This window comes from Calidithermus timidus DSM 17022, assembly GCF_000373205.1.
GTDB lineage: Bacteria > Deinococcota > Deinococci > Deinococcales > Thermaceae > Calidithermus > Calidithermus timidus.
In genome coordinates this window covers 177,879-203,953 of sequence record NZ_KB890697.1, presented here as the reverse complement: position 1 = coordinate 203,953, position 26,075 = coordinate 177,879, and the positions used below count along the sequence as shown (strand labels likewise).

Here is a 26,075-nt window from a genome sequence, read left to right as displayed (position 1 = left end):
GAAAAGGCCATGTCAGAAGCAAAGCTGTCCAAAGTCGAATACGTGAAGATCGCCAGCAATCGCCTGCGCGGGCCGGTAGACGCCGAGCTGCACGATGGCAGCGACCACTTCAGCGAAGAGGGCTACCAGATCCTCAAATTTCACGGCATCTACCAACAGGACGACCGCGATGTGCGCAAGGCGCGTAGAGCCCAGGGCCTGGGGCCCGATTACTCCTTCATGATCCGGGTGGCCATTCCCGGCGGGGTGCTCACGCCCGAGCAATACCTCACCCTCGACCGGCTGGCCGACGAGCTGGGCAACGCGACACTGCGCCTCACCACCCGCCAGGCCATCCAGTACCACGGGGTGCGCAAGGGGGGCCTCAAGCCCTTGGTGCAGGTGCTCAACCGCAACCTGCTCACCACCCTCTCGGCTTGCGGGGATGTGGTGCGCAACATCGTGGCCTGCCCGGCGCCTTTTGCCGACCGTCAGCGCGCTGAGTTATACCGCTACGCCAAAGAGCTCTCCGAGCGGCTCAAGCCCAAAACCCGCGCCTACTACGAGATCTGGCTCGATGGGGAGCGAGCGGCGAGCCTCGAGGAAAACGAACCCCTCTACGGCGATACCTACCTGCCGCGCAAGTTCAAGATCGGCTTCGCCTTCCCCGGCGACAACTGTGTGGACGTTTACACCCAAGACATCGGGATCGTCCCGGTGGTGGGGGAGGGGGGGCTCGAGGGCTTCACCCTGCTGGTAGGTGGCGGGCTGGGCCAGAGCCACGGGGCCAAGGAAACCCACCCCGTGCTGGCCAAACCCCTCGCCACCGTTGGGCCCGAGCAGCTCTTCGAGGTCGTCGAGGCCATCGTCAAGGTGCAGCGCGACCACGGGCGACGCGATGACCGCAAGTATAGCCGTATGAAGTACCTCGTCGAGGCCTGGGGCCTCGAGCGCTTCAAGGCCGAGGTCGAGCGCTACGTGGGCTACGCCCTCCCCGAAGCCCGAGCGCTGGCGTGGCTCTCGGGCGACGACCACCTGGGCTGGCATGAGCAGGGCGACGGCAGGCTGTTCTTCGGGCTCTTTGTGGAGAACGGGCGGGTCAAGGAAAATCTGCGTGCGGCGATCCGCGAGGTGGTGCAGCGATTTGCCCCCGAGGTGCGCCTCACCGCCCAGCAGAACCTCCTCTTCGTCGGCCTCGATCCCTCCAATCAGGCCGCCGTTGAGGCCATCTTGCGCAACCACGGCGTGGCCCTTCCCGGCACGCTCCCGCTCGTCGTGCAGAACGCCATGGCCTGCCCGGCCCTGCCCACCTGCGGCCTGGCCATCACCGAGAGCGAGCGGGTGATGCCCCAGGTGATCCGCGAGCTCGACGCTGTGCTGAAGAGGCTCGAGCTACACGATGGCCCCATCCCCCATGTGCGCATGACCGGCTGCCCCAACGGCTGCGCCCGGCCCTACAGCGCCGAGGTGGGGCTGGTGGGCCGCAGCCTGAACTCCTACACCGTCTACCTGGGCGGCAGCCCCTTGGGAACCCGACTGGGGCAGCTCTACCTCGACAACGTGGGGCGCGAGGAAATTGCCCGCCGGCTCGAGCCGGTCCTCGAGGCCTACAAGCGCGAGCGGCTCGAGGGCGAAGCCTTTGGGGACTACTGCCACCGCGTGGGCGTGGAGACGCTCAGGGAGCGTTTTGGCAATCTGGCTTCGGCGTAGGAGTGAAGGGTTCCGGTTTAAGTACCCACGCTTCGCGTTCCCATCAGCGTGCGGACAAACGCTTCTTGTGGGGGTTCAAGATGCAGGAAAATCCAGCGAAGCACTTATACCGGATTCAAAAAGATACTCTTCAAAACCAAAACCCAGAGGCTATCTTTTTGAATCCCAGAGCACTCCCTTCGGTCGGGTCAGTTTGTTCCCGAATGGGAACGAACTGACCGAATCTGGTATTAGTACACCGTCGCATAGATGCCTGGGGTACCCGGATTCGCGGAGAGGGTGGGGTACGGGGTACAGGTGTCTCTACGACGGTGTACTTAGCGTAGAACGATCCCCCCTAGCCCACCGCCGCCAGCGCCTCGGCCAGCCTGGCCTGGATGTCCTTGGGGCTCTCGAGGCCCACCGAAAAGCGGATCATCTCGGGCCTTACCCCCGCGGCCAGGCGGGCGGGCTCGGGGATGCGAGAGTGGGTGGTGGTCCAAGGGTGAACCGCCAGCGTGCGTGCATCGCCCACGTTGGGGGCCTGGAGAAGTTTGAGGTGGGCCAGGAAGCGGCTGGCTCCCTCGAGCCCGCCTTTCACGCCGAAGGTCAGGATGCTGCCGAAGCCGCCCCGCAAGTACTGCGAGGCCCGGGCATGGGCCGGGTCGCCCTTCAGGCCGGGGTAGCGCACCCAGGCCACCTGGGGCTGCTCCTGCAGCCATGAGGCGACCTCGAGGGCGCTTTTCGAGGAGCGCTCCACCCGCAACTCGACGGTCTCGATCCCCTGGAAGAGCAAATAGGCGTTGAAGGGCGAGAGCACCATGCCCCCCAGCGATAGGCCCAGTTGCCGCACGCGCTCGAGAAAACATCGCGGGCCAAGGGCTTCCCACGGAACGCGACCCTGGGCATCGGGCGTGGTGAACTGCGGATAGCGCCGCCAGATCTCGCTCGAGCGGGCCAGCACTGCTCCGCCCAAAATCGAGCCGTGCCCGCTGGCCCACTTGGTCAGGCTGTGGGTGACGACGTGGGCGCCGTGCTCGAGGGGCCGCGCCAACGCACCCACCGCCCCGAAGGTGTTGTCCACGATCAGGGCCACGCCGTGCGCCTCGCACAGCCGGGCCAGCCCTTCCAAGTCGGGCAGCTCGAGCGAGGGGTTGCCCAGCACCTCGGTATAGACCGCTCGAGTGCGCTCGTTGAGCACCGCCCGTACTGCCCCCACCTCGGGGGCGACGAAGTGCACCTTGAGGCCCATCAGGCCGAAGACCTGGTTTAAGAGCCCCACCGTGCCGCCGAAGAGCCCAGGGCTGGCCACGATCTCGTCCCCCGAGCGCACCAAAGCGAGCAATGCCGCGAAGCTGGCGGCTTGCCCCGAAGCCAGGCATACCGCCCCGATGGCCTCCTCCAGGGCGCTCAGGCGTTCTTCGAGCGCGGCCACAGTGGGGTTTTGCAATCGGGTGTAGGTGTAGCCCTCGCCCGTGGCGAACTTGTGCGCGCCCTCCTCGAGGCTTGCGAAGCTGTAGGCTGCCGCCGCGTAGATGGGCACTCCCACGGCGTGATGGGGGTCGTCGGGTATTCCGCTGAGTACGGCCAGGGTTGAAAAGTCCACAAAAATCCCCTCCTCGGACGTTCTTCCGAAGAAGGGCACAGGCCCTTCTTCTATCTTTCCCCGGGCCTGGCGGTGAGGCCCTGAGGCGGAATTAGCACCAAGCGTAGCCGCCGGCTCGGCTATGGGTGGGGCGTGTACCCGACCGCAGATGGGCGAGCGTGGCTACAGGTTGCCGCAGTGTCGTCGGGCCGTTCCCTCGACTGCTCTGGATAGAAGAACGTGCTGATTGTGGCCCTGAAGCTCAGGGTTAGCCCCGATGGTAGGGGTTGGGCAAGGCGGCGTCAAGACGGAGACCCGCCCCCCGCGTCCCTACTTCCGCTCCTGCACCCGCTTGTGCATCTGTGCGATCAGCTCGCTCACCGGCAGCGTGCGCTGTTCCTTGACGTGCCGCTCGCGCAGGTTTACCGTGCCCGCTTCGGCTTCCTTGTCGCCGACTACCAGGATCAGGGGGATTTTCTGAAGCTCGGCATCGCGGATCTTGGCGTTCATGCGCTCGCTGCGGTCGTCGATCTCGACGCGGAGCTTGTTTTTGCGCATCTGAGCGGCGACCTGTTGGGCGTAGCCCAGGTGGCGGTCGGCGATGGGGACGATCACGGCCTGGATGGGGGAGAGCCACAGGGGGAAGTCTCCGGCGGTGTGCTCGAGGTAGAAGGCGAAGAAGCGGTCGAAAGAACCCATGATGGCGCGGTGGATGATGACCGGGGTCTCTTTCTCGCCCCGCTCATTGGTGAACTCGAGGCCAAAACGCCCCGCGCTGATGAAGTCGAGCTGGTTGGTGGCGATGGATTCCTCTTTGCCCAATACGGTGCGAAGCTGCACGTCGAGCTTGGGTCCGTAGAAGGTGGCTTCTCCGATGCCTTCGACGTACTGAGCGCCGGTCTCCTCCAGCGCCGAGCGGATGGCGGTGATGGCCTCGTCCCAGTGGGGGCCGGGCTCGCCGAACTTCTCGGGGTTGTTCTCGAAGTCGGGCAGGGAGAGGCGGAACCAGTAGTCGCTGATGCCGAAGTCCTTGTAGACCTCGTCGAAGAGCTGGATCACCCGGATGAATTCCTCCTTGACCTGGGCCTTGGAGCAGTAGATGTGGGCGTCGTTCTGGGTGAAGCCGCGCACCCTGGCCAGCCCTGAGAGCGTGCCGGAGAGCTCGAAGCGGTAGACGGTGCCGAACTCGGCCAGGCGTAGGGGCAGGTCGCGGTAGCTCTTGAGCCGGGCTTTGTAGATCATGTGGTGGTGCGGGCAGTTCATGGGCTTGAGGTAGTATTCCTCGCCCTCGATCTCGATGGGAGCGTACATGTCGTCTTTGTAGTAGGGGAGGTGCCCGGAGGTGTAGTAGAGCTTGGAGTTGGCGATGTGCGGGGTGATGACGTAGTGGTAGCCGTGCTCCTGCTCCTTTTCGTACATGTACTGCTCGAGCTGCCGCCGGATGAAAGCCCCCTTGGGCAGCCACAGAGGTAAGCCCTTGCCCACCTCTTCGCTGATGGTGAAGAGATCGAGCTCGGCTCCTAGCTTGCGATGATCGCGCTTCCTGGCCTCTTCCTGAGCCCAGAGGTAGTGCTCGAGCTCTTCCCTCGAGCGGAAGGCGATGCCGTAGATGCGTTGGAGCATGGGACGCTTGGAGTCGCCCCGCCAGTAGGCCCCGGCCAGCGAGGTGAGCTTGAAGTGTGGCGGAATGCGGCCCGTGCTGGGGACGTGGGGTCCCCGGCAGAGGTCGGTGAAGCCGTAGCGCTCGTCTCCCTGCTTGTAAAAGCTGATCTCCTCGCCTTGGGGAAGGTCCTGGATGAGCTCGGTCTTGTAGGGGTCCACCCCCTCGAAGCGCTTTAAGGCTTCCTCCCGCGGCAGGACGAAGCGCTCCAGAGGCAGGTCGGCCGCCACGATCTGGCGCATCTTCTCCTCGATGATGGGCAGATCTTCCTCGCGCAGGGGTGTGGGGGCGTCGATGTCGTAGTAGAAGCCGTTCTCGATCACCGGCCCGATGGCGAGCTTGACGTCTTCGGGCTTGAACCCCCGCTCGGCGTAGAGTTCGCGCACGGCCTGAGCCATCACGTGGGCGAGGGTGTGGCGGAAGAGCTGAGCGAACTCGGGGTCTTTTTCGGTGAGGATCTTGATCTTCGCGCCGCTGGCCTCTGAAGGCAAGGGCTTGAGCAGGTCGTAGAGCTCACCGTTCACGATGGCGCCGATGGCGGCTTTGGCGAGCCCCGGCCCGATGGCTTGGGCGGCGTCTTTGGCCGTCGCACCCTGGGGGAGCTCGAGCTGTTTTCCGTCGGGCAGTACTAGGTTCATCACTCCTCCGCTAAAAAAATCCGGCTCGCATTCTACGCGAGCCGGGAGGACCTCCGAAACCTTGCGGCCTAGGAGTCCCCCCGGCGTCGGGTAGTGATAGCGGGACCGGGCATCTTGCAGGCCAGTGTAGGGCCTGGGGGAGCTAGCGTCAAATTGGGGCTCGGTGGCCGGGGGCGTACGTCCTATAGCCTTTAGCTAATGGTCGACTGCTCAAACCCCCCCCTCGAGCTTGCGCCCCGCGTACAGCCCCCAGCCATAGCAGACCGCCGCCAGCAGCAGCGGTGCGGCGTAGCCGAGCCGGTCGGCTAGCAGGCCCCCCAGCACGGGGGAGAAGGAGACGACGCCGACGACGGTGTTGGCCAGCCCGATGTAGGAGCTGCGGTTTTGGGGATCGGCGGTGTTGAGCAAGTAGGTGGTGGTGCCCAGCCCCAGCGCGGCCAGGTAGGTGCCCTGGAGCACGAACACCAGCCCGTAAGCACCCGGTGGCAGCAGGAGGGCCAGGATGGGGGTCACCACGCCCAGGCTGGCCCCGCTGAGGATGAGCAGCTTGGAGCCGTAGCGCTGGGAAAGCCGCACCCACAGCAGGTTGGAGAGCACGCTGGAGAGGGTGTAGAGCGTGAGGTAGAGCCCGATTTCGCTGCTTTGCCCCAGCCCGCGCACCGCGTAGGCGGCGTAGAAGGGCTCGGTCATGGAGGCCAGCGCAAACAGCACCCGCACGCGCAGGAAGCGCCGAAAGGCGAAGTCCTTCAGCGGTAGGCCTAGGTGGATGCGCTCGGCGGGGCGGCCCTCGTCGGGGGGTTCGTGGCTGAGCCCGAAGAGGTACCAGCCAACGCCGAAGGACAAGGTGCCCAGGGTGAAGAGGATGGCGTAGGGGATGGGAAAGGGCAACGGCGTGCCCAGCAGGTAGCGCACCAGCAGCCCCGCCAGGAAGGCCAACATTCCCCCCACCAGGTTGCGCCCGCCGAAGAGGGCGGCCCGGCGCTCCATGGGGATGGTCTTGGCCACGGTTTCCCAGAAGGGCAGCGAGGAAAAGCCCGTTACCAGGCCGTTGAGGGCCAGCCCCAGCACGAAGCACGCGAGCAGCAAATCGGGGCGGTGTCCCAGCACGAAGGAGGCCAGGGCGATGAAGGCCAGGCTCGAGACCCGCAGCACCGCCACCCGGCGGTAGAGCAGCACCTTGACCGGGAGGCGGGCCACGTAGGGCGCGACGAAAACCTGAGGGATCATCGAACCTGCGCCCAGCAGGGCCGGGAGTAGCCCGATGACGCTGTTGGGTGCGCCCAGCTTGGCGGCGAAGCTCGATAGCACGATGGAGGCGTTGAAAAAGGCGTCGCCCAGGAAGACGAACCACCCATTGAGCATCGCCAGACGGTAATTGCGGTCGCTGAAGTCTATGATACGCCAGATGTCGTCGCTGATCCTTGCCACGCTCGGTCCCTTTCACCTCTTGCATCCGCGCTACAACGCGGTGACGCTGCGGGAATTGGTCCAGGCCCACAGCCCTACCAAGATACTCCTGGCCTCCTATGGCCCGCAGGAACTCGCAGCCGGCAAGTGGCGTGAGGCGGGCGAGCTTTCCCTCTTCCACCTGCTGCCCTGGGCCGAAGCCAGGGGCATCGCGCTCGAGGCCCTCGATACCCTCGAGCACCTCAAGCTCGAGGGAGAGCTCTTCCGCGAAGCCTTGGCCCAATACCCCAAGGGCCGGGAACTGCTCGAGCGGGCCGCCGGGCTCGAGGCCGCCCTCCGGGATGTGCTGACCCAGCCCAAGACCCCCGCCGACTGGGCCAAGCCCGAGGTCCTCCGACCCCTACGGGAGTACCTCGAGAGCTTGGCCCGCCTGTTTGGCGAGGGCCCGGCCACCGGCCACCGGCGCCGGCGTATGGAGCAGGTGGCCGCCTGTTTGCAAAGCCTCCCCGAGGGGCGCTACGTGGTGCTGGCCGACGCCTTGGACTACGCGCTGCTGCTCGAGCTCGTCCCCAACGCCCTCACTGCCAAAGAGCACTACCCCAGCGAGGCCGAGCGGCAGCGCAGCGTGCTGGACAGGGCCTGGCGGCTGGAGGAGGGCGACGACTGGGCGCTGTTGCTGAGCCAACTTGGGGAAGTAGAGGGCCCCGAGGCCACCTACTGCGCGGCCCAAATCTACCTGGCTGCGGGGCAGCTCGAGGACGCCTTCGCGTTGCTGGAACAGCTCGTCCACGGCGATTTTCAGCACCCAGCCTACCTGCCCGGCTACACCCTGGCCCGCTACGGCCAGCTGGCCGACGCCCTGGGCCAGCGAGAGAAGGCCCTGCGGGCCTACCAGGCCACCTTGGCCCTCTCCTGGGCGCCCCAGGAAGCCCGCGAAATCGCCCTGGCGGGGCAGCGCAGCCCCTTTAGGCTGGGCTAAAAATGTTGATAGCCGAACACCGAGCGCTAAACGCAAGGTGCCTGTCGTACGCAATACGCCTTGGTCCTAGGCCCGGATCCTCGACCGCCGACGGGAATTAAGGCTTAACTGGGCTTAACCCCGCCTCTAATTGAGGCAAGTAATCACACAATCACCACTCCGCCCCTTCTAGGCTTGGCTGTGAGTTAGGAGGTGTACGTGCGGCGGTGGATTTCGCGCTTGATTGCGATGATCGGTGTTGGGTTGATCGTGGGGGGAGCTTATGCCATCTCCCTGGCCGAAGGGCTGAGGGGGGCTTCGATGGCCGGCGGAGGGCTGGTGCTGTTGATCGGCGCGGCCAATGCTATGGCCTCGAGGTTGGACGAGTAGCCCGTGAGCCGATGGCGGCTTAATACACAGGACATGGTGCGCCAGCTTCCGTGGAAGAGCCCCGCCGGGTCAATACAATAGAGGCTATGCCCCGACTGCTCGCTGTGGTTGTGGCGTTGGGCCTGGCCTTGGCCGGCCCGGCCCAGCAGCTTTTCGAGCAGGCCTCCGGGCTGCTCAATACCGTCTACTACGGGGTTTCTCCGCTCAATCCGGCCGAATTGACCCAGAAGTACCGGCTGCGCCTCGAGGCGGCTTGCAGGGATCAGACCGAGTGCGCCTACGAGACCGGGGTAGAGGTGCTGCTCGAGTTGCTGCACGAGCTGGGCGACCGTCATACCAACTACTACTCGCCTGAGCGCTACAGGGAGTTTCAGGCTACCCTGAGCGGGGGGACCAGCGACAGGCCACGCCTGGGGGTGCTGCTGGGCTACCTCGAGGCCTACGAGGGCGTCATCGTGCTCGACGTGTACAGCGACAGCCCTGCCGAGCGGGCCGGATTGCGGCGGGGAGACCGCATCGTAGCGGTTGACGGCCAGCCCTTTCCCCAGGAGGTCGCCCGCCGGGCGCCCTTCCTCAGCGAGGCCACCGCTTCCGGCCAGCCCTTGTGGCTGAGCGTGCTGCGGGGTAATCAGCCGCTGGAACTGTCGGTGCAGCCGGCCCGCATCAACCTGCAGCGCCTGCCCAGCCTCAGCTTGCGGGAGGGGGGCGTGGCGGTGCTGCGCATCCCCAGCTTTCTGGGCTCGCAGGTGATCGGTACGCGGGTTCATGAACTGGTGCGCCAGGCTCAGGCGGCAGGAGCGAGGGCCATGATCGTGGACTTGCGGGGCAACGGCGGGGGGCTGGTGAGCGAGTGCTTGACGGCTGCTGCCGCCTTCACCGGCGAGACCTACCGCCGATTACAGCGGGCCATCGGATCCATTGAATATGGCTTCCAGGAGGGCCAGATCTACGTGAGCATCGCAGGGAAGCGCAGCGTGCTCTATACCCTCGAGCCCGCCCGCTGGAGGGGCCCGGCGGTGGTGCTGGTCAATAAGAGCACCGGCTCGTGCGCCGAGTACTTCGCCTTCGATTTGCAAGACGCGGGATACCCGGTGATCGGGGAGGTCACCGCCGGGGTGGGCAACACCGTGACCGGCTTTTACAACCTCGTCAACGGGGGGGCCCTGCAGATCACCACCACTCAGGTCTTGCGCCGCGATGGCAGACCCTACGCCGAGGCGGTGACGCCTGACCAACCCCTCCCCGACGACCTGGAAGCGCTGATCAGGGGACGGGACCTGCTGCTGGAGGCTGGCCTGGAGCGGCTGGGGATCGTGGTGACCGAGCCGCCTTTTCCTCAACCCTCCCAGCCCGGCTGGGTTCAGATCCTAGCAAGGTGAGGCCCGCCCGCGGTCTCAGGGCCCTGCGGTGGCTACAGATGCCCGCTGGGGCGATACAATCTGCCCGATGGCGCTGGACGAGATCCTCCTGCTGACCAATGGCCCCGGCGAACTCTCGACCTGGGTGCCCCCGGTGTTGCGGCGGCTGCGCGAGCGGGTGCCGCAAGCCCGCATCGAGTTGTTCCTGATCCGCGACCAGTTCGCCACCGGCACCGAGGAGACCAAGGCCCGGCAGTTGCCGCTCGACGCCATCTCGGGTCGTACGGAGTTTCTGGCCCGGCTGGCCCGGCGCAAAGGCGCAGGCCGGGGCGTGGTGCTGATGCTGGGCGGAGCCCCCCGCGATGCGGTGCTGCTGGGGCGGGCTACTGGCTACCCCGCTTACGCCTACAGCTTCAACGGGCGGGCCTGGCGGCGGGGCCTGAGGGCCTATCTGCTCGACTCCGAGCGCAGCGTGCAACAGGCGCTGGCCCGTGGTGCGCGGCCTGAGCAGGTGCAGGCGGTGGGCAACTTGGTCGTCGATGCCCTCGAGGACGCCCTGCGCTCGGGGGCTTCCTGGCCCCGGGCCGACGTGTTGCTGTTCCCCAGCAGCCGCCCCTTCGCGGTGAAGTACATGCTGGGCTTCATGTTGGCCGCCGCCGAGCACATCGCCGCCGCCCAGCCCCACCTGCGCTTCGCCTGGGTCAAAAGCCGCCTGCTGACCCGTCGTTCCATCGAGGAGGGGCTCTCGGCCCGGCTGGTGCGCGAGTTTGGTGGGGTGGGCGGAAGCTTGCAGGGCGACCGGGTGGTGAGTGAGGGGGGGCTCGAGGTGGCCGTACTCGACGAAGACCTGCGTTACGGGGCGATGCGCCAGGCCAAGCTGGCCCTGACCATCCCCGGCACCAGCACGCTCGAGATGGGCTTTCTGGGCCTTCCGGCGGTGGTCCTGCTGCCTTTGCACAAGCCCGAGGCCATCCCCGTGCCCATCGAGGGCCTGCTGCACTGGATCGGGCTGCTGCCCGGTGGAAAGTGGCTGCGCCACGAGATCGTGCGGCGGCTCGAGGCCCGCATCCCCCACCTGGCCCTGCCCAACCAGTACCTCGGCGAACGGCTCTACCCCGAACTGCGCGGCATCTTCAGCCCCCAGGACGTGGCCCGCACCGCGCTCGAGGCGCTGCAACCCGGCTCCCAGACCCGTATCCGTCAGCGCTTGAGGGAACTCGAGGCCAGGCCCGGCGCCGACGCGTTGGTGGAGGTGGTTTTGTCGGGCGAAAGATGAGCCAGAACGTCCCGCCACGCTATTGACTCGAGCCAGCCCTCGACGCCATGCTCTTCCACAGCCCTATGGAGACCGCGCTGCTCTGGCTGGCTTACTTGTCGCTTTCCCTGACCTACTTGGGTCTGGGGCTGGGCTACCTGCCCGGCTACCGCATGAACCGGGCGGCCATCGCCCTCAGCGGAGCGGCCTTGCTGATGGTGCTGGGGGTGCTCGACCTCGAGTCGGCCTGGGGGGCCCTCGATCCCAACACCCTGGCCTTTTTGTTCGGGGTGATGGTGCTCAACGCCCATCTGGGCTACGCGGGCTTCTTCCAGCTGGTGCTGGGTCGCCTGGTACACCTGGCCCGCACCCCCCTGGGCTTGCTGGTGTGGCTGACCTGCGCCACCGGGGTGCTCTCGGCGCTTTTCCTCAACGACACCATCGCCATTTTGCTCACGCCGCTGGTGCTGGAGATGACCCGGCGACTGCGGCTGCCCGCCGTGCCTTACCTGCTGGCCCTGGCCGGAGCCACCAACTTGGGCTCGGTCGCCACCCTCACCGGCAACCCCCAGAACATCCTGGTGGGTTCGTTCTCCAGGATTTCCTACCTCGACTTTGCGGGCGCGCTGGCCCCGGTGGCCCTGGTGGGGCTGTCGCTCCAGGTGGGCCTGCTCTGCGTGCTCTACCCCGAGTTGCGCTCGACGAAGCCCCTGCCCCCCCTGCCCGAGATGCGCTTTCGGTTGAATCGGGGGTTGTTGTTTAAGGGTGTGTGGGTGACGCTGGCGCTGCTGACGGCCTTCGTGCTCGGCTATCCGTTGGCGCAAGCCGCGCTCGTGGCTGCTGGGATCCTGCTGTGGAGCCGCCGATTGCGTTCGGAGCGCTTTTTCCTGCGGGTGGACTGGGAGTTGCTGGTGATGTTCTCGGGGCTGTTCATGGTCACCGAGGCAGTAAAGTTGCTGGGGATGCTGGCTCCCTTGCAACCCCTGGCCGCTTCGTCCTGGGGCCTGCTGTGGGTGACGGCGGGGCTCTCCAACCTGATCTCCAACGTGCCCGCTGTGCTGCTGCTGCACCCCCTGATCCCGCTGGGCGACACCCAGGGCTGGCTGCTGCTGGCCGCCGCCTCGACCCTGGCTGGAAACCTGACCTTGCTGGGCTCGGTAGCCAACCTGATCGTAGCCGAGGCCGCCCGCCGGGAGGGAGAGCGCCTGAGCTTCCTCGAGCACCTGCGCTTTGGCCTACCCCTCACGCTGCTGACGCTGGGGATGGCCTACTTCTGGATTTACCGCTGAGGGGTACGCATCGGCCTTCTACTTCAAGCGCTCGAGCGCGGCTTTGATGTAGGGGTCATCGGCTTCGGTGAACTCGAGCCAGTCCTGCAGCACCAGCACGCTCGGGGTCAGCTGCTCCTGCTCCATGGGCTTCTCGCCGGGGAGCACAAAGCGGCCCTGGGCGATGAAGAACACCGAGCCATCGGGCAGTTCGTGGCCCTGGTAGTAGCGGTTGCCGCCCCCGGTCTTCTCGCCGATGAGCGTGGTGTTGGGGCGCATTTGCAAGACGGCGGCGCTCATGTTGGCCGAGTCGGTGGTGCCGCGGTCTACGAGTACTACCAGCGGAATCTGGCTCAGATCGGGTTTACGGGCGGGAATATTGCGCCGCTCGTAAAACTCCGGCCCCTCGAAGCCGTACTTGACCCCGCTGATGAAGTGGCCCAGCAGGTAGCGCATGGTGCGCATTCCCGAGCCCCCCGTGCCCCGCAGGTCGAGGATCAGGCCCTTGAGGGGCGCGCCCGCGCTAAGCTCGCCGAGGGCCTTCTCCACCGCCGCCGGTATCTGCTCCCCGCCCAACTCGCTGACCCACAAGTAGCCCACCGCGGGGTCGGCCTCGAGGCGCTTGGCCTCGATGATGGTGGGGGGGTAGTTGACCTGGGCCCGCTGCACCACCACATCGCGCGGGGGTTGGCCGGGCGACTTGATGCTGAGGGTGATGGTGCTCCCCTCGGGGCCGCGGATGCGGTCGGTGGAAGGGCAGTTGCGGCCATTGACGGCCAGGATGCGGTCGCGGGCCTTGATCCCGGCGCGGGCGGCGGGGCTGCCGGGCAGAACCCAGCGCACCGTGAGGCCTTCGCGGGATTCGGAGGAGGAGATCAGGGTGCCGATGCCCCCCTGCCCAGAGCGCGACTGCGAGAGCCTGGACTGGGCCTCGAGCTGCGTCGCGCTGAGGAACACCCCGTCGAGTTCGCCCACCAGGCCGCGCAGGGCGTCGTAGTAAGCCCGTTCGCTCTTGGCCTGAAGGGCTTGGGCCTTGTATTGGGCGCTGACCTTCTCCCAGTCCTTGCCCTCGAAGTCCTGGTCGAGGTAGTAGAACCAGATCTTTGCCAGCAGCAAATCCAACACATTAGCCCGGTCCTCGGCTTTTTGCAGCGCCTGGGGGAAGCCGGTGGTGCTCTCGGCGCTCACCCCGGAGTTGTCGATGCTGCCGCAGGGGGGGTCCTGGGCAGGGGGCTGGGCCTGACCTGCCGGGTTATGGTTCTGCCCCAACCCGAAGGCTGTTGCCAAGAGTGCTACGAGCACCAGCAATCGCTTCATGCTTCCCCCTCACTTCCCTTTTCTCGCATTATCCGTCGCCTGGGCGGGGAAAAGATGACACGCCACCCAATGCCCGGGGGCGACCTGCTCCAGCTCGGGCCGCACGTGCTCGCAGTGCCCCCGGATAGCCAGAGGGCAGCGCGGGTGAAAGGCGCAGCCGGAGGGCACTCGCGCGGGGTTGGGCGGCTCGCCCTGCACCACGTTGCGCCGCTCGAGCCGGTTCTTGGGGTTGGCTTCGGGGACGGCCTCGAGCAGCGCCCGGGTATAGGGGTGATGGGGCCGGTCGATCAGCTCCACCGCCTTTGCCACCTCGACGACGCGGCCCAAGTACAGCACCGCGATGCGGTCGGCGAAGTGGCGGCTCGTGGCCAGGTCGTGGGTGATGTAGAGAAAGCTCAGCCCGCGCTCGAGCTGGATCTCCTTGAGCAGGTAGAGGATCTCGGCGCGGGAGGAGGCGTCGATCATGGAGACCGGCTCGTCGGCCACGACGTACTCGGGCGAGAGCACCAGGGTGCGGGCGATGCCCACCCGTTGCCGCTGTCCGCCCGAGAGTTGGTGGGGGAACTTGGCGGCGAACTCGGCGGCGGGGGAGAGCCGCACTTGGGCGAGGGCCTCGTGCACCTTCGCTTCGCGCTGCCGCGGGCTGAAGCCCCCGTGCACCAGCAGCGCTTCCTCCACGATTTGGCGCACGCTCATGTAGGGGCTGAGCGCGGCGTAGGGGTCCTGGAAGACGGCCTGGGCGCGACGGCGGAAGGGGATGAGCTCCTTCTCGGGCAGGCGGGTGATGTCCTGGCCGTCGAAGTAGATCTGGCCCGAGGTGGGGCTGAGCAGGCGCAGTGTGGCCCGGCCCAGGGTGGTTTTGCCGCTGCCCGACTCGCCCACTACCGCCAGGGTCTCGCCCCTGGCGAGCTCGAGGCTCACCCCGTCCAGCGCTTTCACCACTATGGAGCCGAAGAAGCCGCTGCGGGCGCGGAAGTACACCTTGAGCTCGCGCACGCTGAGGATGGGCTGGGCAGCGGGGAGGCTGGGCCGCAGGGGGGGTGGGGTCCTTGCCGAGAGGGTGGGCTGAGGGAGCCCGGCGACGCGGTAGTCGGGGTGGTAGAGCCAGCAGCGCACCTGATGGCCCGGCGTGGGCTCGAGGAGCTCGGGCGGCTTCTTGCAGGCGTCGAAGGCGTGAGGGCAGCGCTCCTGAAAGCGGCAGCCCTCGGGCGGGCGGATCAGGTCGGGCGGGGCGCCGCGCAGGAAGCCGGGCTGGGTGTCGGAGTGCAGCCGGGGGATGCTGGCGAGGAGGCCCTGGGTGTAGGGGTCGAGGGGGCGGGTGAGGAGGGCCTCGAGGCTCCCCTGCTCGCGAATTTGCCCGCCGTACATCACCGCTACGCGGTCGCAGAGGTCCGCGGCCAGGGCGGGGTCGTGGGTGATGAAGAGCATCGACAGGCCCAGGTCGCGCTTGAGGTCCTTGAGCAGGTTGACGATCTGGGCCTGCACGATCACGTCGAGCGCGCTGGTGGGCTCGTCAAGGATGACCAGCGGGGGCTTGAGCGCCAGGGCCATGGCGATGACCACCCGCTGCTTCATCCCGCCCGAAAGCTCGTGGGGGTAACGGCCATAGACCTCGGCGGGCAGCCCCACGCGTTCTAAAAGCCGCTCCACCTCTTTTTTGGCCTGGGGCCTGGGGATGCCCTCCAGCCACATGCGCTCGGCCACCTGGTCGCCCACCCGCAGCACCGGGTTGAAGGCGTTCATGGCCCCCTGGAAGACCATCGAGATGCCCTTCCAGCGCAGGCTGCGCCGCAGTTCGGCCTCGGGGAGGGTCATCACCTCGCGCCCCTGGAAGCGCACAAGGCCCTGGTAGCGAGCCACGTTCTTGGGCAGCAGCCGCATCAGCGCCAGGCCCAAACTGGTTTTGCCGCTGCCAGACTCCCCGATCAGGCCCAGCACCTCCCCGCCGGCCTCGAGCGTGAAGGAAACCCCGTCCACCGCCCGCACCGCTCCCTTAGGGGTGGCGTAGTGCAGGATGAGGTCCTGGACTTCTAGCAGGGGCATGGGTCTCCTTCGGAGGGTCTTACGCCGTACGACGGCCTCATCACGGCCCCCTCCGCAAGCGGGGATTCACGATGGGCTCGAGGCCCAGCGAGATCAGCATGAAGGTGATGGCGGTGAGCACGATCAAGAGGCCGGGGGGGAGGATCCACCACCAGTAGCCCAGATAAACCGCGCCGGTGCGGAAGCCCTGCTCGAGGATCTGGCCCCAGGTGGGCAGGGTGGGGTCGCCCAGGCCCAAAAAGCTCAGCCCGGCCTCGGCCAGGATGGCGGAGGGGGCCGAGAAGATGAGGGTGGCGAAGATGAAGGGGGCGATGTGGGGGAAGATGTGGTGGACGATGATGCGGCTGCGCGAAGCCCCCAGGGCGCGGGCAGCCTCCACCTCGGGCGAGGTGCGCAGGGAGAGCACCATCGAACGCACCAAGATGGTGAGGCCGGGCCAGCTAAAGAGCACCAGCACCAGCAGGATCAACCACAGCCGCGCCCCCAGCACGAAGACCATGAAGATTAGGAGGGGCAGCACCGGCACGTTGTTGACGACGTCGGCAGCCCGCTGGATCAAGAGGTCGGTACGCCCGCCGGCGTAGCCGCTGATGAGGCCCAGCGCGGTGCCCAGCAAGGTGCTCAGCGTGGCCACCGCCAGCCCGATCAGCAGCGCGATGGGCAGCCCGAACAGCAGGCCCTGGGTCAGGTCGCGGCCCTGAGCGTCGGTGCCCATGAGGCCATAGACTGCCCCTCCGGCGACGAAGCGTACCAGGCCGACCGAATCGCGCGGGTCGTCCACGCTGAGGGTGACCTCGAGCCGGTAGGCTCCCTTGAGCGTCACGAAGCCCCCGTCCACCCAGCGCCCGAACAGCGCCAGCGGCAACTGGCGCTGCACTGCGTCGTAGGCGATGTCGGGGGCTTGCCTCACCAGGTAGTCGTAGGTGGCCTCGATGGCGCCGGGCTCGCTATCCAGCGCCGCCCGCAGGGCTTCGTCCTGGTGGCGTCGGTAGGGTGGATTCTCGCCCACAAAGGGGCCGGAGATCACCGTGCGATAGAGGGGGATCCTGCCCCCGTCGGGCCGGATGAGCACTGCCTCGACGGTGGGCGGGCGGGCCTGGTAGGTCACGTCGGCCAGCGAGAAGGAGAGAAAGGTGGGGGGCTGGTCGCTCTGGAAGTCGAAGCTCAGCGCGTAGACCCTGCGGTTGCCCTCGCTGCGGGTGGGGGAGCGGGCCTCGAGGATGCGGTGCTCGGGCCGCTTGGGGCCCAGCAGGTTGATCCAGGCCGGGGGCGCGGCCTTGGGGTAGTCACCCCAGATGGCCGGGTTGCTCCAGCGCCGGGGGCCGAAGTCGCGGGGGTAAGTGAGCGTCACGTAGAGCGCCGCCAGCACCAGCAGTCCAAAGAGCAGTAGCCCCGCCCTTCCGGCCCCCGTGGCCCACAACTCTCGCAACACCGTGCGCAACCCCAGCCTCACGGGCCCCCCTCGTAGCGCACCCTGGGGTCGAGCCAGACGTACAGGACTTCCAGGATCAGCCGGGCGATGACGTAGAGCAGGGTGAACATGAAGGTGAGCGCTACGATCAGGCCCTCGTCGGGGGTTCCGGCGATGGCGTCGTAGTACAGCCGCCCCATGCCGCGCCAGTCGAAGATGGTTTCCACCAAAATCGAGCCCCCCAGGCTTCCGGCGAGCCCCAGGATCAGCCCGGTCACGATGGGCGGGGCGGCCACGCGCAGGATGTGGCGGTTGCGCACGACGGGCTCGGGCATGCCCTTGGCTCGCGCCACGGTTACGTGATCCTCCTGGGCGATGTTGAGGGTGAGGGTGCGGATGGAGTAAATCGAGGGGCCCACGCTGGCAAGCACCAGCGTGAGCACCGGCAGGATCGAGTGCCACAGCAGGTCGAGGAAGCGGGCCAGGCCCCCTTCGGGTGGGGGGGCGCTATACATCCCACCTGGCGGCAACAACTCGAGCTTGAAGGCCAGCACCAGCACCAGCAGAATCCCCAGCCACCAGGTAGGCACCGCGTAGGAAACGGCGGCCAGGTAGGCTATGAAGCGGTCGAGCCTCGAGCCCACCCGCGTCGACATCCACACCCCCGCCAGGATGCCGATGACGGCGGTGATGACGGTGGCGGTGGTCAGGAGCACGATGGTGTTGGGCAGGCGCTCGAGCACGATGTCGGCGATGCGGCTCGAGCCGTCGTAGCTGCGCAGGTTGCGGGCTTCGCCTAAGTCGAGGGTAAGCACCCGCCAGACCATGCCGGGGATGCGGGTGTACCAAGGCCTGTCCAGGCCGTACGAGGCCAGCAGCTCCTTGCGCCTGGCCTCGAGGGCGGCTTCGAGCTGGTCGGGATCGCGGATGGTCTGGGTCAGCGAGGTGCGCAGGGCGCGCAGTTCCTCGCCCACCGTGGCCTGCAGGATCTTGTCCGAAAAACCCGTGGCCCCCAGGCTCACCGCCAGCAGCACCAGTACGGCGATGAGCACCCCGAAGAGGGTGAGGGCGCGAAGGAGCAGGGGGCGGAGGAGGGAGGGCTCGAGCATTGCGATGGGAAGCGGGGTGGTTACGGCGCCACGTTGAGGTCCACGGTGCGCTCGGCCACCGAGGCCAGGCTGTCGCTGTAGGCGGCGAGGTAGAGGCGGTAGAGCCCCTGCTTGAGCCCTCTGGTGGCGTTGGCGTCCAGGGTCACGCTGAAGTCTCCGGCTCTGGCCGTTTTGCTCTGGCCCTGGGCCAGCACCTTGCCGCTGGCGGGGTCTACCAGCAAATAGCGCAGGCCCAGGGTGCCGGGGCCGCGCAGGCTGGCCTTGACCTCGGCGCTCCTGCCGATGGAGACCCTGGGGGCGTCCACGCGGGTGATGGCCAGCTCGGGGGGCTCGCCCTGGAACCAGTCGCCGGGCTTGTAGGGGTAGCTGGGGTCGCGGAAGGCCCGCAGCTCGGCGTACTGGGCGGGCGGGTCGTAGCGGGCTAAGAAGAAGGGGCCGTTGGAGATGACCAGGTGGCCGTACTTGTTGAACCACTCGATGGCCGCCTGGTAGCGGGCCTTGGCCTCCTGAGCGCTCACCAGGCTGCGCCCTCCAAGCTCGAACACGCCCTCGGGCACGTAGCCGCTGTCGCTGAACTGCCGCAGGGTGCGCACCACGGCCCGCGCGTCCTTGTCGAGCACCAGGCTCAGCCAGGGCACGTCGAAGCGGGCGGCGGCGGTGTCGGTGTAGGCGGCGCGGCGCTGCTTGAAGACCAGGTCGTCCATCGCGGCCAAGAGCTCCCAGGGGGTGCCCACCCCCGAAGGCAGGGCATAGCCCGCGATCAGCGAGGGCTCGAAGTGCCAGAAGTCCACGTAGACCTCGAGCCGGTTTTGCTCTACCACCCGGAAGCCTTTGAAGGTCTCGAGCAGGGGTCGGCTGGTGACGGCGATGGCCACCTCGATCTTGGACTTCTCGGGGTTGTAGGCCAGCTCGTAGCCCTGGGCGATGGAGTAGAGCACGTCGGCCATGCTGATGCGCTGGCCGTGGTGCCACTTGCTGCTGAAGTAGCGCGAGTAGTCGAAGGTGACCTTGCTGGTGGCGCGGGCGCCCGCCGCCACGGGCCTCCAGCGGGTGCTGGCGGCGTCCCACAGCACCGCGTCGCTCGGAATGGCCAGCTTGCCCGTAGGCCCGGCGGTCTCCACCTTGAAGTCGGCGCGGAAGGGCTTGGTCTCGCCGGTGAAGGGCTGGTTCCACAGCGGCGGGTCGGCCAGGTTGCGGTAGATGTCGCTGGAATACACGTCGCCGATGCCGCCTATGGGGTTCCAGGTCGAGCGCTCGGTCCACACCCACAGATGCCCCACCGTCACGGTGTCCTTGCCCGGCACGTAGGCTTCGCGCAGCGCCCAGGGGTTGCGCGGCCCGGCCACCAGGTCCTCGGTGATGCCGGTGAGCTCGGCGCGGGCGGGGAAGGTGTTGACGGCGGTGACCAGCCACACCCGCACCGACTCCTCCAGGCCGAGCTGGGTCATGCGACGGTAGAGTTGGTTGCGCTCGGCCTCGCTTTTGAAGTCGCCGGTGAAGAGCTTCTTGCCCAGCTCGTCGAGCTCCTTGTTCTGGTACTGCCAGAAGCCAGCCTGTTGCCAGCCGGGCATGTTGCCCAGCCAGGGGGCATAGAAGCTGTTGATGCTGCCGAACTCGTAGCGCTGCGGCGCGCCCCGGCCCCAGCCTTCGGTGTAGAGGTGCCACTCCAGCGCCTTGGGGTCGGAGGAATACACCGTTAGCACGGCAGGCGCGAAGGTCTGATAGCTCATGGCTACGGTGAAACCGGCCTTCTCGAGCTCCGAGCGCACCAGGTCGCCGATCTCGCGGCGCTCGTCCTCCACGCGGGCGATGAATTTGAGCCGGATGGGCTGACCCCGGTACTGCCACCGACCCCCCACCAGCTCGGCCCCGGCCTGGCGCATGGCCTGGGCGATCTGGCTCCTGGCCCGCTCGGGGTCGTAGCGGATGCCCGAGCCCCGGTCGAGGTCGTAGATGGCCAGGAAGTCGAAGTCGCGCGGGGAGAGGTGGGTGATCATGGGGAAGGCGTTGCCCCGGAAGATGTCGCGGGCGATGAACTCGCGGTTGACCAGCAACTGCACCGCCTGGCGCACCTCCTTGATGGAGAAGGGGTTGAGCTGGCCCTGGGGAGCGGGTGCGGGGTTGAGGATGAGCGAGAGGCTGGTGGCCGGGGCCTGGTAGAGCCTGATCCCCGGAGTGCCGCGCAGTTCCTGGGCGGCGGTGGTCTTGAGGCTGAAGAGGTAGAGGTCCATCTGCCCGGCCTTGAGGTCGAGGGGTGCGCGGTCGGCGTTGAAGGCCCGGAAGACCAGGCGCTCGGCCGATGGACCTGGCTTCTGATGCGGGGGTTTGTATCCCCCGCCCTGCCCCAGGACCACCGCTAAGGCGGCCAGGGTCAGGTAAGGCAGCATCTTACGCAGCATGGTTATCGCCTCGGCGGGGTTTGCTGAAGTTTCTGAACTTCCTTCTGCAAGGCCTCGAGCCGCTTCATTACCTGGGTGTAGAGCTCCTGATTGCTCTTCTGAAGCTGCTGGATCTGGGCGAGCAGCTGCTGGTAGAGGGCTTGGTTTTTCTGGATCTCCGCGAGCAGCTTGGCGAGCTGGGGGTCGCTGGAGGGGGTGTTGGCGGCAGGGGAGGGTTGCTGGAGCTGGCGCAGCAGGGTCTGCACGTTGTTGAAGCCGAACTCGGTGAAGAAGGAGCCGCTGGCGAGGTTGCCCGAGGCGTCCACCACGCGCAGGTTCTGCGGCCCCTCGCCCGTGACGGGCATGTAGAAGGTAGTGGTGAAGCGGCCCTCGAGGTTCGAGCGGGTGCTGGCGATCACCCCGTCGCCCAGCAGCACGAAGATGGTGGAGTCGGGCTGGAAGTTGAAGCCCTGCAAGGTCACGCTCTGCCCGCCGGGGCCTGCCGAGGGCGAGGCGAAGATCTCGGGCTGGCGCAGCGAGCGCAGCCGGGCGAAGCCGATCTTCTGGTTGAAGCCGCCGAATTCGCCCAGCCGGCTGTCGGCCCACAGCATGTACACGTCCTCGTCGGTGGCCCGGATGGAGAAGTAATCCCCGATGAACTGCCCGCCGGGGAAGCCCTTGTTGGGGTTGGAGGGGAAGTCGGTAACCCGCACGTCACCGCTTTTGAGGTTCTGTTCCTTGATCTCGAAGCCCCAGTTCTCGCCCCGGTCCTCCGAGCGGGTGTAGTAGATGTGGTAGCGCAGTTGCGAGCGGTCGTCGCGGGTGTCGCCCCACATCACGTGGATCACCCCTTTGGGGTCGACGGCGATGGCGGGGAAGAACTGTACCCGGCTGGTCTCATCGGCATTGAGGCGCTTGGGTCGGCCAAAGCTCCTGCCTCCGTCCTGCGAGCGCACCAGGTAGATGTCGGCGTCGTCGGCGCTCTTGTCGCTGGGCCGCGCGGCGTAGACGATGTACACGTCCCCTTGCGGCCCGATGGCCATCTGGGGGAAGCCGCTGGCCCAGAAGCGAAAGTTGTTGGTGCGCGCACGGAATGGAATTTCATTGAAGCTCGAGGCCACCACCGGCCTAGAGAAGGTGTTGCCGCCGTCGGTGGAGCGGGCGATGTAGATTTCACCCTGCCCCTTGAAGCTCTCGTCGTTGGTGGAGTCGAAGTAGGCCACGTAGACCGAGCCGTCGGGGCCTACGGCCACGTTGCCGCCCTGCACCACCCGCCGGGTACCCAGCGCTTCGCCGTCACCGGGGGCGCCGTCGCCCTCGCCGTAGGTCTCGCGCACGGTGGGGCTCACGGCGAGGGGCTGGCTCCAGGTCGCTCCCCCGTCTTCGGACTTGACCAGCCGGATGGTGGTGCGGGTCTCGCGGGCCGAGAGGGTAAGGATCTCGTCCACGTACAGCGGCTCGTAGACGGTTTCGAAGTCGGTGTAGACCACATAGACGATGTCTTTGGTGGGGTCTTTGGGGTTGGGGCCCACGGCCAGCCAGGGCTTGTCGAGGAAGCCTACCGAGACCTCCCCGCGCACCCGGCCCTGGCGGTCGGTGGAGAGCTTGTCGGTGATGACGTCGCTGCGGGCAGAGGAATAGGTGTTGGGGAAGTTGAAGCCCCCGTCGTCGGAGCGGGCGACGGACATGCTCGAGACCAACGAGAACAGGGCGAAGGGTCCTACCGTGAACTCCTCCAGGCCGATGGAGATGCCGGTCATGTAGAGGCGACCCTGGCGGTCGAAGGCCAGCACCGGGTCACCACCACTGCCCAGGTCGTCGAGCAGGTAGGGAGCCTGGAAAGGCCCCTCCCAACTGGCTCCACCGTCCTGGCTGACGTAGCTCACCAGCGAGGCCATGTTGTAGTCGATCACGCCCATCACCAGGTGGTCGGGGTCTTTGGGGTTGACGGCCAAATGGGGTTCGGTCTGGATGGGGATATCGCCCAGGTCACGGGTCACCAGCACCCCCCGGCTGAAGGCGGGTCCGGGTTCGCGGTAAGGCACCAGCGCCGCCGCGCCTGGGGCTTGCAGAAGGGGATTGGTGAAGGAGCGGAAGAGGCCCAGGACCCGCTGATACTCGCTGCGGAAGCCCTCACCCTCGCGCTCCCCGGCCAGCGCCGCTGCGAGGCGGGGCTCCATGCCTTGCGTCAGCAGCCAAAGCCGCCCGGAGAGGTGAGGTCCGATGGGCTTGAGAAAGTCGACGGGTCCCGGCAAGCTACCGGCGCGTACCTCCTGAGGGAAGCCCCCGATGTTTTGGGCCATCCCTAAGCCCAGAGCCAAAACCCCGGTGCTCAATAAAGCTCCAAGCAGACGATTGGGCATTTATTACCTCCACTAGGCAGAGGGGGTTAGGGTTGTTGGGGGTTTAGCGCAGCGACTCGAGCTGACTCAGCAGGGCGTCGATGTGGGTGACCACCGTCTGCAAGACGGCGTTGTTGAACTGGTTGAAGAGGTTTTGGAACTCCCTGGCCCCGCTCCTGGCATACTCCCTAGCCGCCTCCTCGGCGGTGGTGTACTCCTTGTCGCGCCACTTGAGGTAGGGTGGGGATTTCTCCACCATGCGGGTCGCCAGCGGCCCCAGGCGCGCCGGATCGGACTTGAGGGCCAGCTCCTTGAGGCGCTCGAGGTAGGCCTGGGCTTCGTCCATGTCGTCGGGGAAGTCCTTGCGCAGCTCAGCCAGCAGAAGCCGGTCGGCCTCGAGCGGCCCTGCCAGGTTGCGCAACTGACTCAGCGCGTTGCGCAGCCGCTCGGTGTCGCCCGCCTGAGCGAAGAAGGAGGGATCGGCCTGAGTGGAGGGCTGCCCTGGGGTCGCCGCTCCCAGCGTCACCGCCAGACCCGCTGCCACCAGCCACTTGCTGAGGCTGAAGAAAAGCCCCTGCCCAAAGAATGGGACTACCACCTTTGTTTTCATTTGTTGTCAGGATAGAGCCTCTGGCGCCCGGAAAAATAGGGGGGCCAATACCTTGTGCAATAGACGGGTGGTGGATGTGGATTATACCGGATTCAAGATGACGAGCTCACCGAGTCTGGTAACTGAGGGCCTCCCCTCCCTGCCGAGGAGCGATGTTGGTTTGACGAGGGCAGCACCATCGCCCTGCGTTAGGCTGAATGACTTATTGCGTTACCACAATTCTCCGTTGACGTAAGGCTGAGGCTGCTGGGCTTGCTCCGACCATATGACTGGTGACTGGTCTTCAGCCCCCAGCGTCACCGTGCATGAAAATATGCGCGGTGTTCACCAACGAGTAGTCAATTGCTCAAAAACTACTAGACAAAATGCTCTAAATGCATGATATGCTGCACAGTGGGATGGGTAATCCCGTCTTAAGTCAAGATATGGGAAAACGATATGCACAGATTGTCAGGGCTGTGCGGTTTACCCATAAACGAGGCTTGAGGGCTAAGGAGAACGGAGAGCTCATGAACCACGAATTCGATGTTGTTTCGGCGGCGCGCAACTGGCGTTTGGACGGCATGTCCCGGCAATTCCCCAGCGACGTGGTGAACGAGGTGTTCGCCCGCGACGTGCTTACTCCCGAGGAGTTGCGGCAGCGCTTGAGCAAGCCGGTTTGGAAGTCCTTGCAGGCCACCATGGAGCGCGGAGCTCCCATCGACCCGGCCATCGCCGATACCGTGGCGCTGGCCATGAAGACCTGGGCGCTGGAAAAAGGAGCCACCCACTACACCCACTGGTTCCACCCCCTCACCGGAGCCACCGCCGAGAAACACGACTCCTTCGTCTCACCCACCAGCGACGGCTCGGCCATTGCCCAGTTCAGCGGCAAGGACCTCATCCAGGGGGAGCCCGACGCCTCGAGCTTCCCCTCCGGCGGCCTGCGGGCCACCTTCGAGGCGCGGGGTTACACCGCCTGGGACCCCACTTCTCCGGCCTTCATCCTGCGCCACTCCAACGGCGCGACGCTGTGCATCCCCACCGCCTTTGCGAGCTGGACCGGAGAGGCCCTCGACCTCAAAACTCCCCTGCTGCGCTCCATCGAGGCGCTCAACAAGTCGGCCCTCAGGGCCCTGGCGCTCTTCGGCGTAACCGACGCCAACAAGGTCTCCTCGACCCTGGGCGCCGAGCAGGAGTACTTCCTCATCGACGAGGAGTTCTACTACCGTCGCCCCGACCTGGTCATGACCGGGCGCACCCTCTTCGGGGCCAAGCCCCCGCGCGGGCAGGAACTCGAGGACCACTACTTCGGCTCCATCCCCGATAGGGTGCTCTCCTTCATGACCGACGTTGAACACCAGCTTTATGCGCTGGGTGTGCCGGTCAAGACCCGCCACAACGAGGTTGCACCCGGCCAGTACGAGATCGCGCCCATCTTCGAGCACTCCAACATCGCCGCCGACCACCAACAGCTCATCATGCAGACGCTGAAGAACACCGCCCGCCGTTACGGGATGGTGGCCCTGCTGCACGAGAAGCCCTTTGCGGGCATCAACGGCTCAGGTAAGCACTGCAACTGGAGCATGGGCACCGATACCGGGATGAACCTGCTCGAGCCCGGCGACACCCCGCACGATAACATGCAGTTCCTGTTCTTCTGCGCGGCGGTGATCCGCGCGGTGGACCTGCACCAGGACCTGCTGCGCATCAGCGTGGCCTCGGCTTCCAACGACCACCGTTTGGGCGCCAACGAAGCCCCGCCCGCCATCCTCTCGATCTTCCTGGGTTCCGAACTCACCGATATCTTCGAGCGCCTGGTGAGCGGCAAGAGCATTGCGGGCAAGTCGGCTGGCCTGCTGGGCCTGGGCACCCCCGTGCTGCCGCCCCTGCCCCGCCACGCGGGCGACCGCAACCGTACCTCGCCCTTCGCCTTCACCGGCAATAAGTTCGAGTTCCGTGCGGTGGGTTCTTCGCAGAGCATCTCCATGCCCATCACCGTGCTCAACACCATCGTGGCCGAGTCCATCGACGCGCTTACCGACGAGGTCGAGGCCTTGATGAAGAAAAAGAAGAGCTTCGAGGCCGCCTTGCAGGAAGTGCTCAAGTCCACCTACAAGAAGCACAGCCGCATCGTCTTCAACGGCGACGGTTACTCCGAAGCCTGGCACAAGGAGGCGGCCAAGCGCGGTCTTTTGAACCTGCGTACCGCCCTCGAGGCCATCGAGCGCCTGACCGACGAGAAGAACATCGAGCTGTTCACCAAGTATGGCGTGCTCAACAAGCGTGAGCTCGAGGCCCGCCAGGAGATCATGTTCGACCAGTACTTCAAGACCGTCAACATCGAGGGGGAGACGACCGAGTGGATTGCCCAGACCCAGATCCTGCCCGGTGCCCTGGCTTACTTGGCCGAGCTTTCGGGGGTAGGGGTCAAGTCGAAGGCCCTCGCCCGCACCGTCGAGCAGGTCAGCAAGGCTGTCGATGCCCTCTCCGACGCGCTCGAGAAGCTCAAGGCGCAGAACGCCGAGCTGGGCGGCGACAGCGTGCACGAGAAGGCTTACCACATGCGCGATAAGGTACTCCCGGCCATGCAGGAGGTGCGCAAGGCCGCCGATGCCCTCGAGCGCATCGTGGCCGACAAGCACTGGCCCTTGCCCAGCTACCGCGAGATGCTGTTCGTGAAGTGATACCGGATTCAA

General features: G+C 66.4%; 17 protein-coding genes and 1 riboswitch. Of the genes, 7 read left to right on the top strand and 10 right to left on the bottom strand.

Going from position 1 to position 26,075, the window contains the following annotated elements; all coding sequences use genetic code 11:
- The first annotated feature begins 9 nt into the window (after positions 1–9).
- The gene (locus B047_RS0109965) at positions 10–1,689 is read left to right on the top strand and encodes an NADPH-dependent assimilatory sulfite reductase hemoprotein subunit (protein ID WP_026234792.1); all 1,680 of its coding nucleotides are present in this window, start codon (positions 10–12) and stop codon (positions 1,687–1,689) included.
- Between the two features lie 337 nt (positions 1,690–2,026).
- Here the strand turns inward: B047_RS0109965 and B047_RS0109960 are convergent, their stop codons facing one another.
- The 3 genes from B047_RS0109960 to B047_RS0109950 all read right to left on the bottom strand — a co-directional run bounded on the left by B047_RS0109960 (position 2,027) and on the right by B047_RS0109950 (position 6,913).
- The gene (locus B047_RS0109960) at positions 2,027–3,274 is read right to left on the bottom strand and encodes an O-acetylhomoserine aminocarboxypropyltransferase/cysteine synthase family protein (RefSeq protein ID WP_026234791.1); all 1,248 of its coding nucleotides are present in this window, start codon (positions 3,272–3,274) and stop codon (positions 2,027–2,029) included.
- Between the two features lie 47 nt (positions 3,275–3,321).
- Positions 3,322–3,490: riboswitch (SAM riboswitch) on the bottom strand.
- Positions 3,491–3,583: 93 nt separating this feature from the next.
- Positions 3,584–5,551: a threonine--tRNA ligase gene (gene thrS, locus B047_RS0109955; RefSeq protein WP_018466814.1), complete on the bottom strand. Its 1,968-nt coding sequence runs from the start codon at positions 5,549–5,551 to the stop codon at positions 3,584–3,586.
- A gap of 210 nt (positions 5,552–5,761) precedes the next feature.
- Entirely contained in the window at positions 5,762–6,913 is a 1,152-nt protein-coding gene (locus B047_RS0109950; protein WP_018466813.1) for an MFS transporter, read from the bottom strand.
- 43 nt (positions 6,914–6,956) lie between these two features.
- On the opposite strand from B047_RS0109950, the gene B047_RS0109945 reads away from it, so the two are divergent.
- From B047_RS0109945 to B047_RS0109925, 5 genes are all read left to right on the top strand, one after another.
- A complete protein-coding gene (locus B047_RS0109945; protein WP_018466812.1) occupies positions 6,957–7,937 on the top strand; it encodes a tetratricopeptide repeat protein in 981 nt (326 codons plus the stop codon).
- Positions 7,938–8,135: 198 nt separating this feature from the next.
- Complete coding sequence (locus B047_RS17925; protein WP_157205881.1) at positions 8,136–8,306, top strand: hypothetical protein; 171 nt, start codon at positions 8,136–8,138, stop codon at positions 8,304–8,306.
- A gap of 86 nt (positions 8,307–8,392) precedes the next feature.
- Positions 8,393–9,685 carry a S41 family peptidase gene (locus B047_RS16645; RefSeq protein ID WP_018466810.1) on the top strand — a complete coding sequence of 431 codons (1,293 nt, stop codon included), beginning with the start codon at positions 8,393–8,395 and terminating at the stop codon, positions 9,683–9,685.
- A 67-nt stretch (positions 9,686–9,752) separates the two neighbouring features.
- Positions 9,753–10,940, top strand: a complete 1,188-nt coding sequence (locus B047_RS0109930; RefSeq protein WP_018466809.1) for a glycosyltransferase family protein — start codon at positions 9,753–9,755, stop codon at positions 10,938–10,940.
- A gap of 65 nt (positions 10,941–11,005) precedes the next feature.
- Positions 11,006–12,208 (top strand): anion transporter, encoded by a 1,203-nt coding sequence (locus B047_RS0109925; protein WP_211209149.1) that lies wholly within the window; start codon positions 11,006–11,008, stop codon positions 12,206–12,208.
- An 18-nt stretch (positions 12,209–12,226) separates the two neighbouring features.
- Here B047_RS0109925 and B047_RS0109920 read toward each other — a convergent pair whose 3' ends face one another.
- Genes B047_RS0109920 through B047_RS0109890 form a run of 7 tightly spaced genes read right to left on the bottom strand, consistent with a single transcriptional unit; the run spans position 12,227 to position 23,397 of the window.
- On the bottom strand, positions 12,227–13,504 hold the full coding sequence (locus tag B047_RS0109920; RefSeq protein ID WP_018466807.1) for a S41 family peptidase: 1,278 nt from the start codon (positions 13,502–13,504) through the stop codon (positions 12,227–12,229).
- Positions 13,505–13,513: 9 nt separating this feature from the next.
- Positions 13,514–15,547, bottom strand: coding sequence for a dipeptide ABC transporter ATP-binding protein (locus tag B047_RS18550; protein WP_018466806.1), 2,034 nt, complete (start codon positions 15,545–15,547; stop codon positions 13,514–13,516).
- A gap of 40 nt (positions 15,548–15,587) precedes the next feature.
- A complete protein-coding gene (locus tag B047_RS0109910) occupies positions 15,588–17,000 on the bottom strand; it encodes an ABC transporter permease (RefSeq protein ID WP_018466805.1) in 1,413 nt (470 codons plus the stop codon).
- Positions 16,997–18,067 (bottom strand): ABC transporter permease, encoded by a 1,071-nt coding sequence (locus B047_RS0109905; protein WP_018466804.1) that lies wholly within the window; start codon positions 18,065–18,067, stop codon positions 16,997–16,999. The genes B047_RS0109910 and B047_RS0109905 overlap by 4 nt, the downstream gene beginning before the upstream one ends.
- 20 nt (positions 18,068–18,087) lie before the next feature.
- Positions 18,088–20,466: an ABC transporter substrate-binding protein gene (locus B047_RS0109900; protein ID WP_018466803.1), complete on the bottom strand. Its 2,379-nt coding sequence runs from the start codon at positions 20,464–20,466 to the stop codon at positions 18,088–18,090.
- Positions 20,467–20,468: 2 nt separating this feature from the next.
- Positions 20,469–22,808 (bottom strand): hypothetical protein, encoded by a 2,340-nt coding sequence (locus B047_RS0109895; RefSeq protein WP_157205880.1) that lies wholly within the window; start codon positions 22,806–22,808, stop codon positions 20,469–20,471.
- 43 nt (positions 22,809–22,851) lie between these two features.
- Entirely contained in the window at positions 22,852–23,397 is a 546-nt protein-coding gene (locus B047_RS0109890; protein WP_018466801.1) for a hypothetical protein, read from the bottom strand.
- Positions 23,398–23,906: 509 nt separating this feature from the next.
- Between B047_RS0109890 and B047_RS0109885 the strand changes: the two genes are divergently transcribed.
- Positions 23,907–26,063: a glutamine synthetase III family protein gene (locus tag B047_RS0109885; protein ID WP_018466800.1), complete on the top strand. Its 2,157-nt coding sequence runs from the start codon at positions 23,907–23,909 to the stop codon at positions 26,061–26,063.
- The last annotated feature ends 12 nt before the right edge of the window (positions 26,064–26,075 follow it).

Coding starts and splice junctions, on each gene's coding strand:
- B047_RS0109965 (WP_026234792.1), top strand. CDS start 10: ATGTCAGAAGCAAAGCTGTCCAAAGTCGAATACGTGAAGATCGCCAGC.
- thrS (WP_018466814.1), bottom strand. CDS start 5,551: ATGAACCTAGTACTGCCCGACGGAAAACAGCTCGAGCTCCCCCAGGGT.
- B047_RS0109950 (WP_018466813.1), bottom strand. CDS start 6,913: ATGCTCAATGGGTGGTTCGTCTTCCTGGGCGACGCCTTTTTCAACGCC.
- B047_RS0109945 (WP_018466812.1), top strand. CDS start 6,957: ATGTCGTCGCTGATCCTTGCCACGCTCGGTCCCTTTCACCTCTTGCAT.
- B047_RS16645 (WP_018466810.1), top strand. CDS start 8,393: ATGCCCCGACTGCTCGCTGTGGTTGTGGCGTTGGGCCTGGCCTTGGCC.
- B047_RS0109930 (WP_018466809.1), top strand. CDS start 9,753: ATGGCGCTGGACGAGATCCTCCTGCTGACCAATGGCCCCGGCGAACTC.
- B047_RS0109925 (WP_211209149.1), top strand. CDS start 11,006: ATGGAGACCGCGCTGCTCTGGCTGGCTTACTTGTCGCTTTCCCTGACC.
- B047_RS0109920 (WP_018466807.1), bottom strand. CDS start 13,504: ATGAAGCGATTGCTGGTGCTCGTAGCACTCTTGGCAACAGCCTTCGGG.
- B047_RS18550 (WP_018466806.1), bottom strand. CDS start 15,547: ATGCCCCTGCTAGAAGTCCAGGACCTCATCCTGCACTACGCCACCCCT.
- B047_RS0109905 (WP_018466804.1), bottom strand. CDS start 18,067: ATGCTCGAGCCCTCCCTCCTCCGCCCCCTGCTCCTTCGCGCCCTCACC.
- B047_RS0109900 (WP_018466803.1), bottom strand. CDS start 20,466: ATGCTGCGTAAGATGCTGCCTTACCTGACCCTGGCCGCCTTAGCGGTG.
- B047_RS0109895 (WP_157205880.1), bottom strand. CDS start 22,808: ATGCCCAATCGTCTGCTTGGAGCTTTATTGAGCACCGGGGTTTTGGCT.
- B047_RS0109890 (WP_018466801.1), bottom strand. CDS start 23,397: ATGAAAACAAAGGTGGTAGTCCCATTCTTTGGGCAGGGGCTTTTCTTC.
- B047_RS0109885 (WP_018466800.1), top strand. CDS start 23,907: ATGAACCACGAATTCGATGTTGTTTCGGCGGCGCGCAACTGGCGTTTG.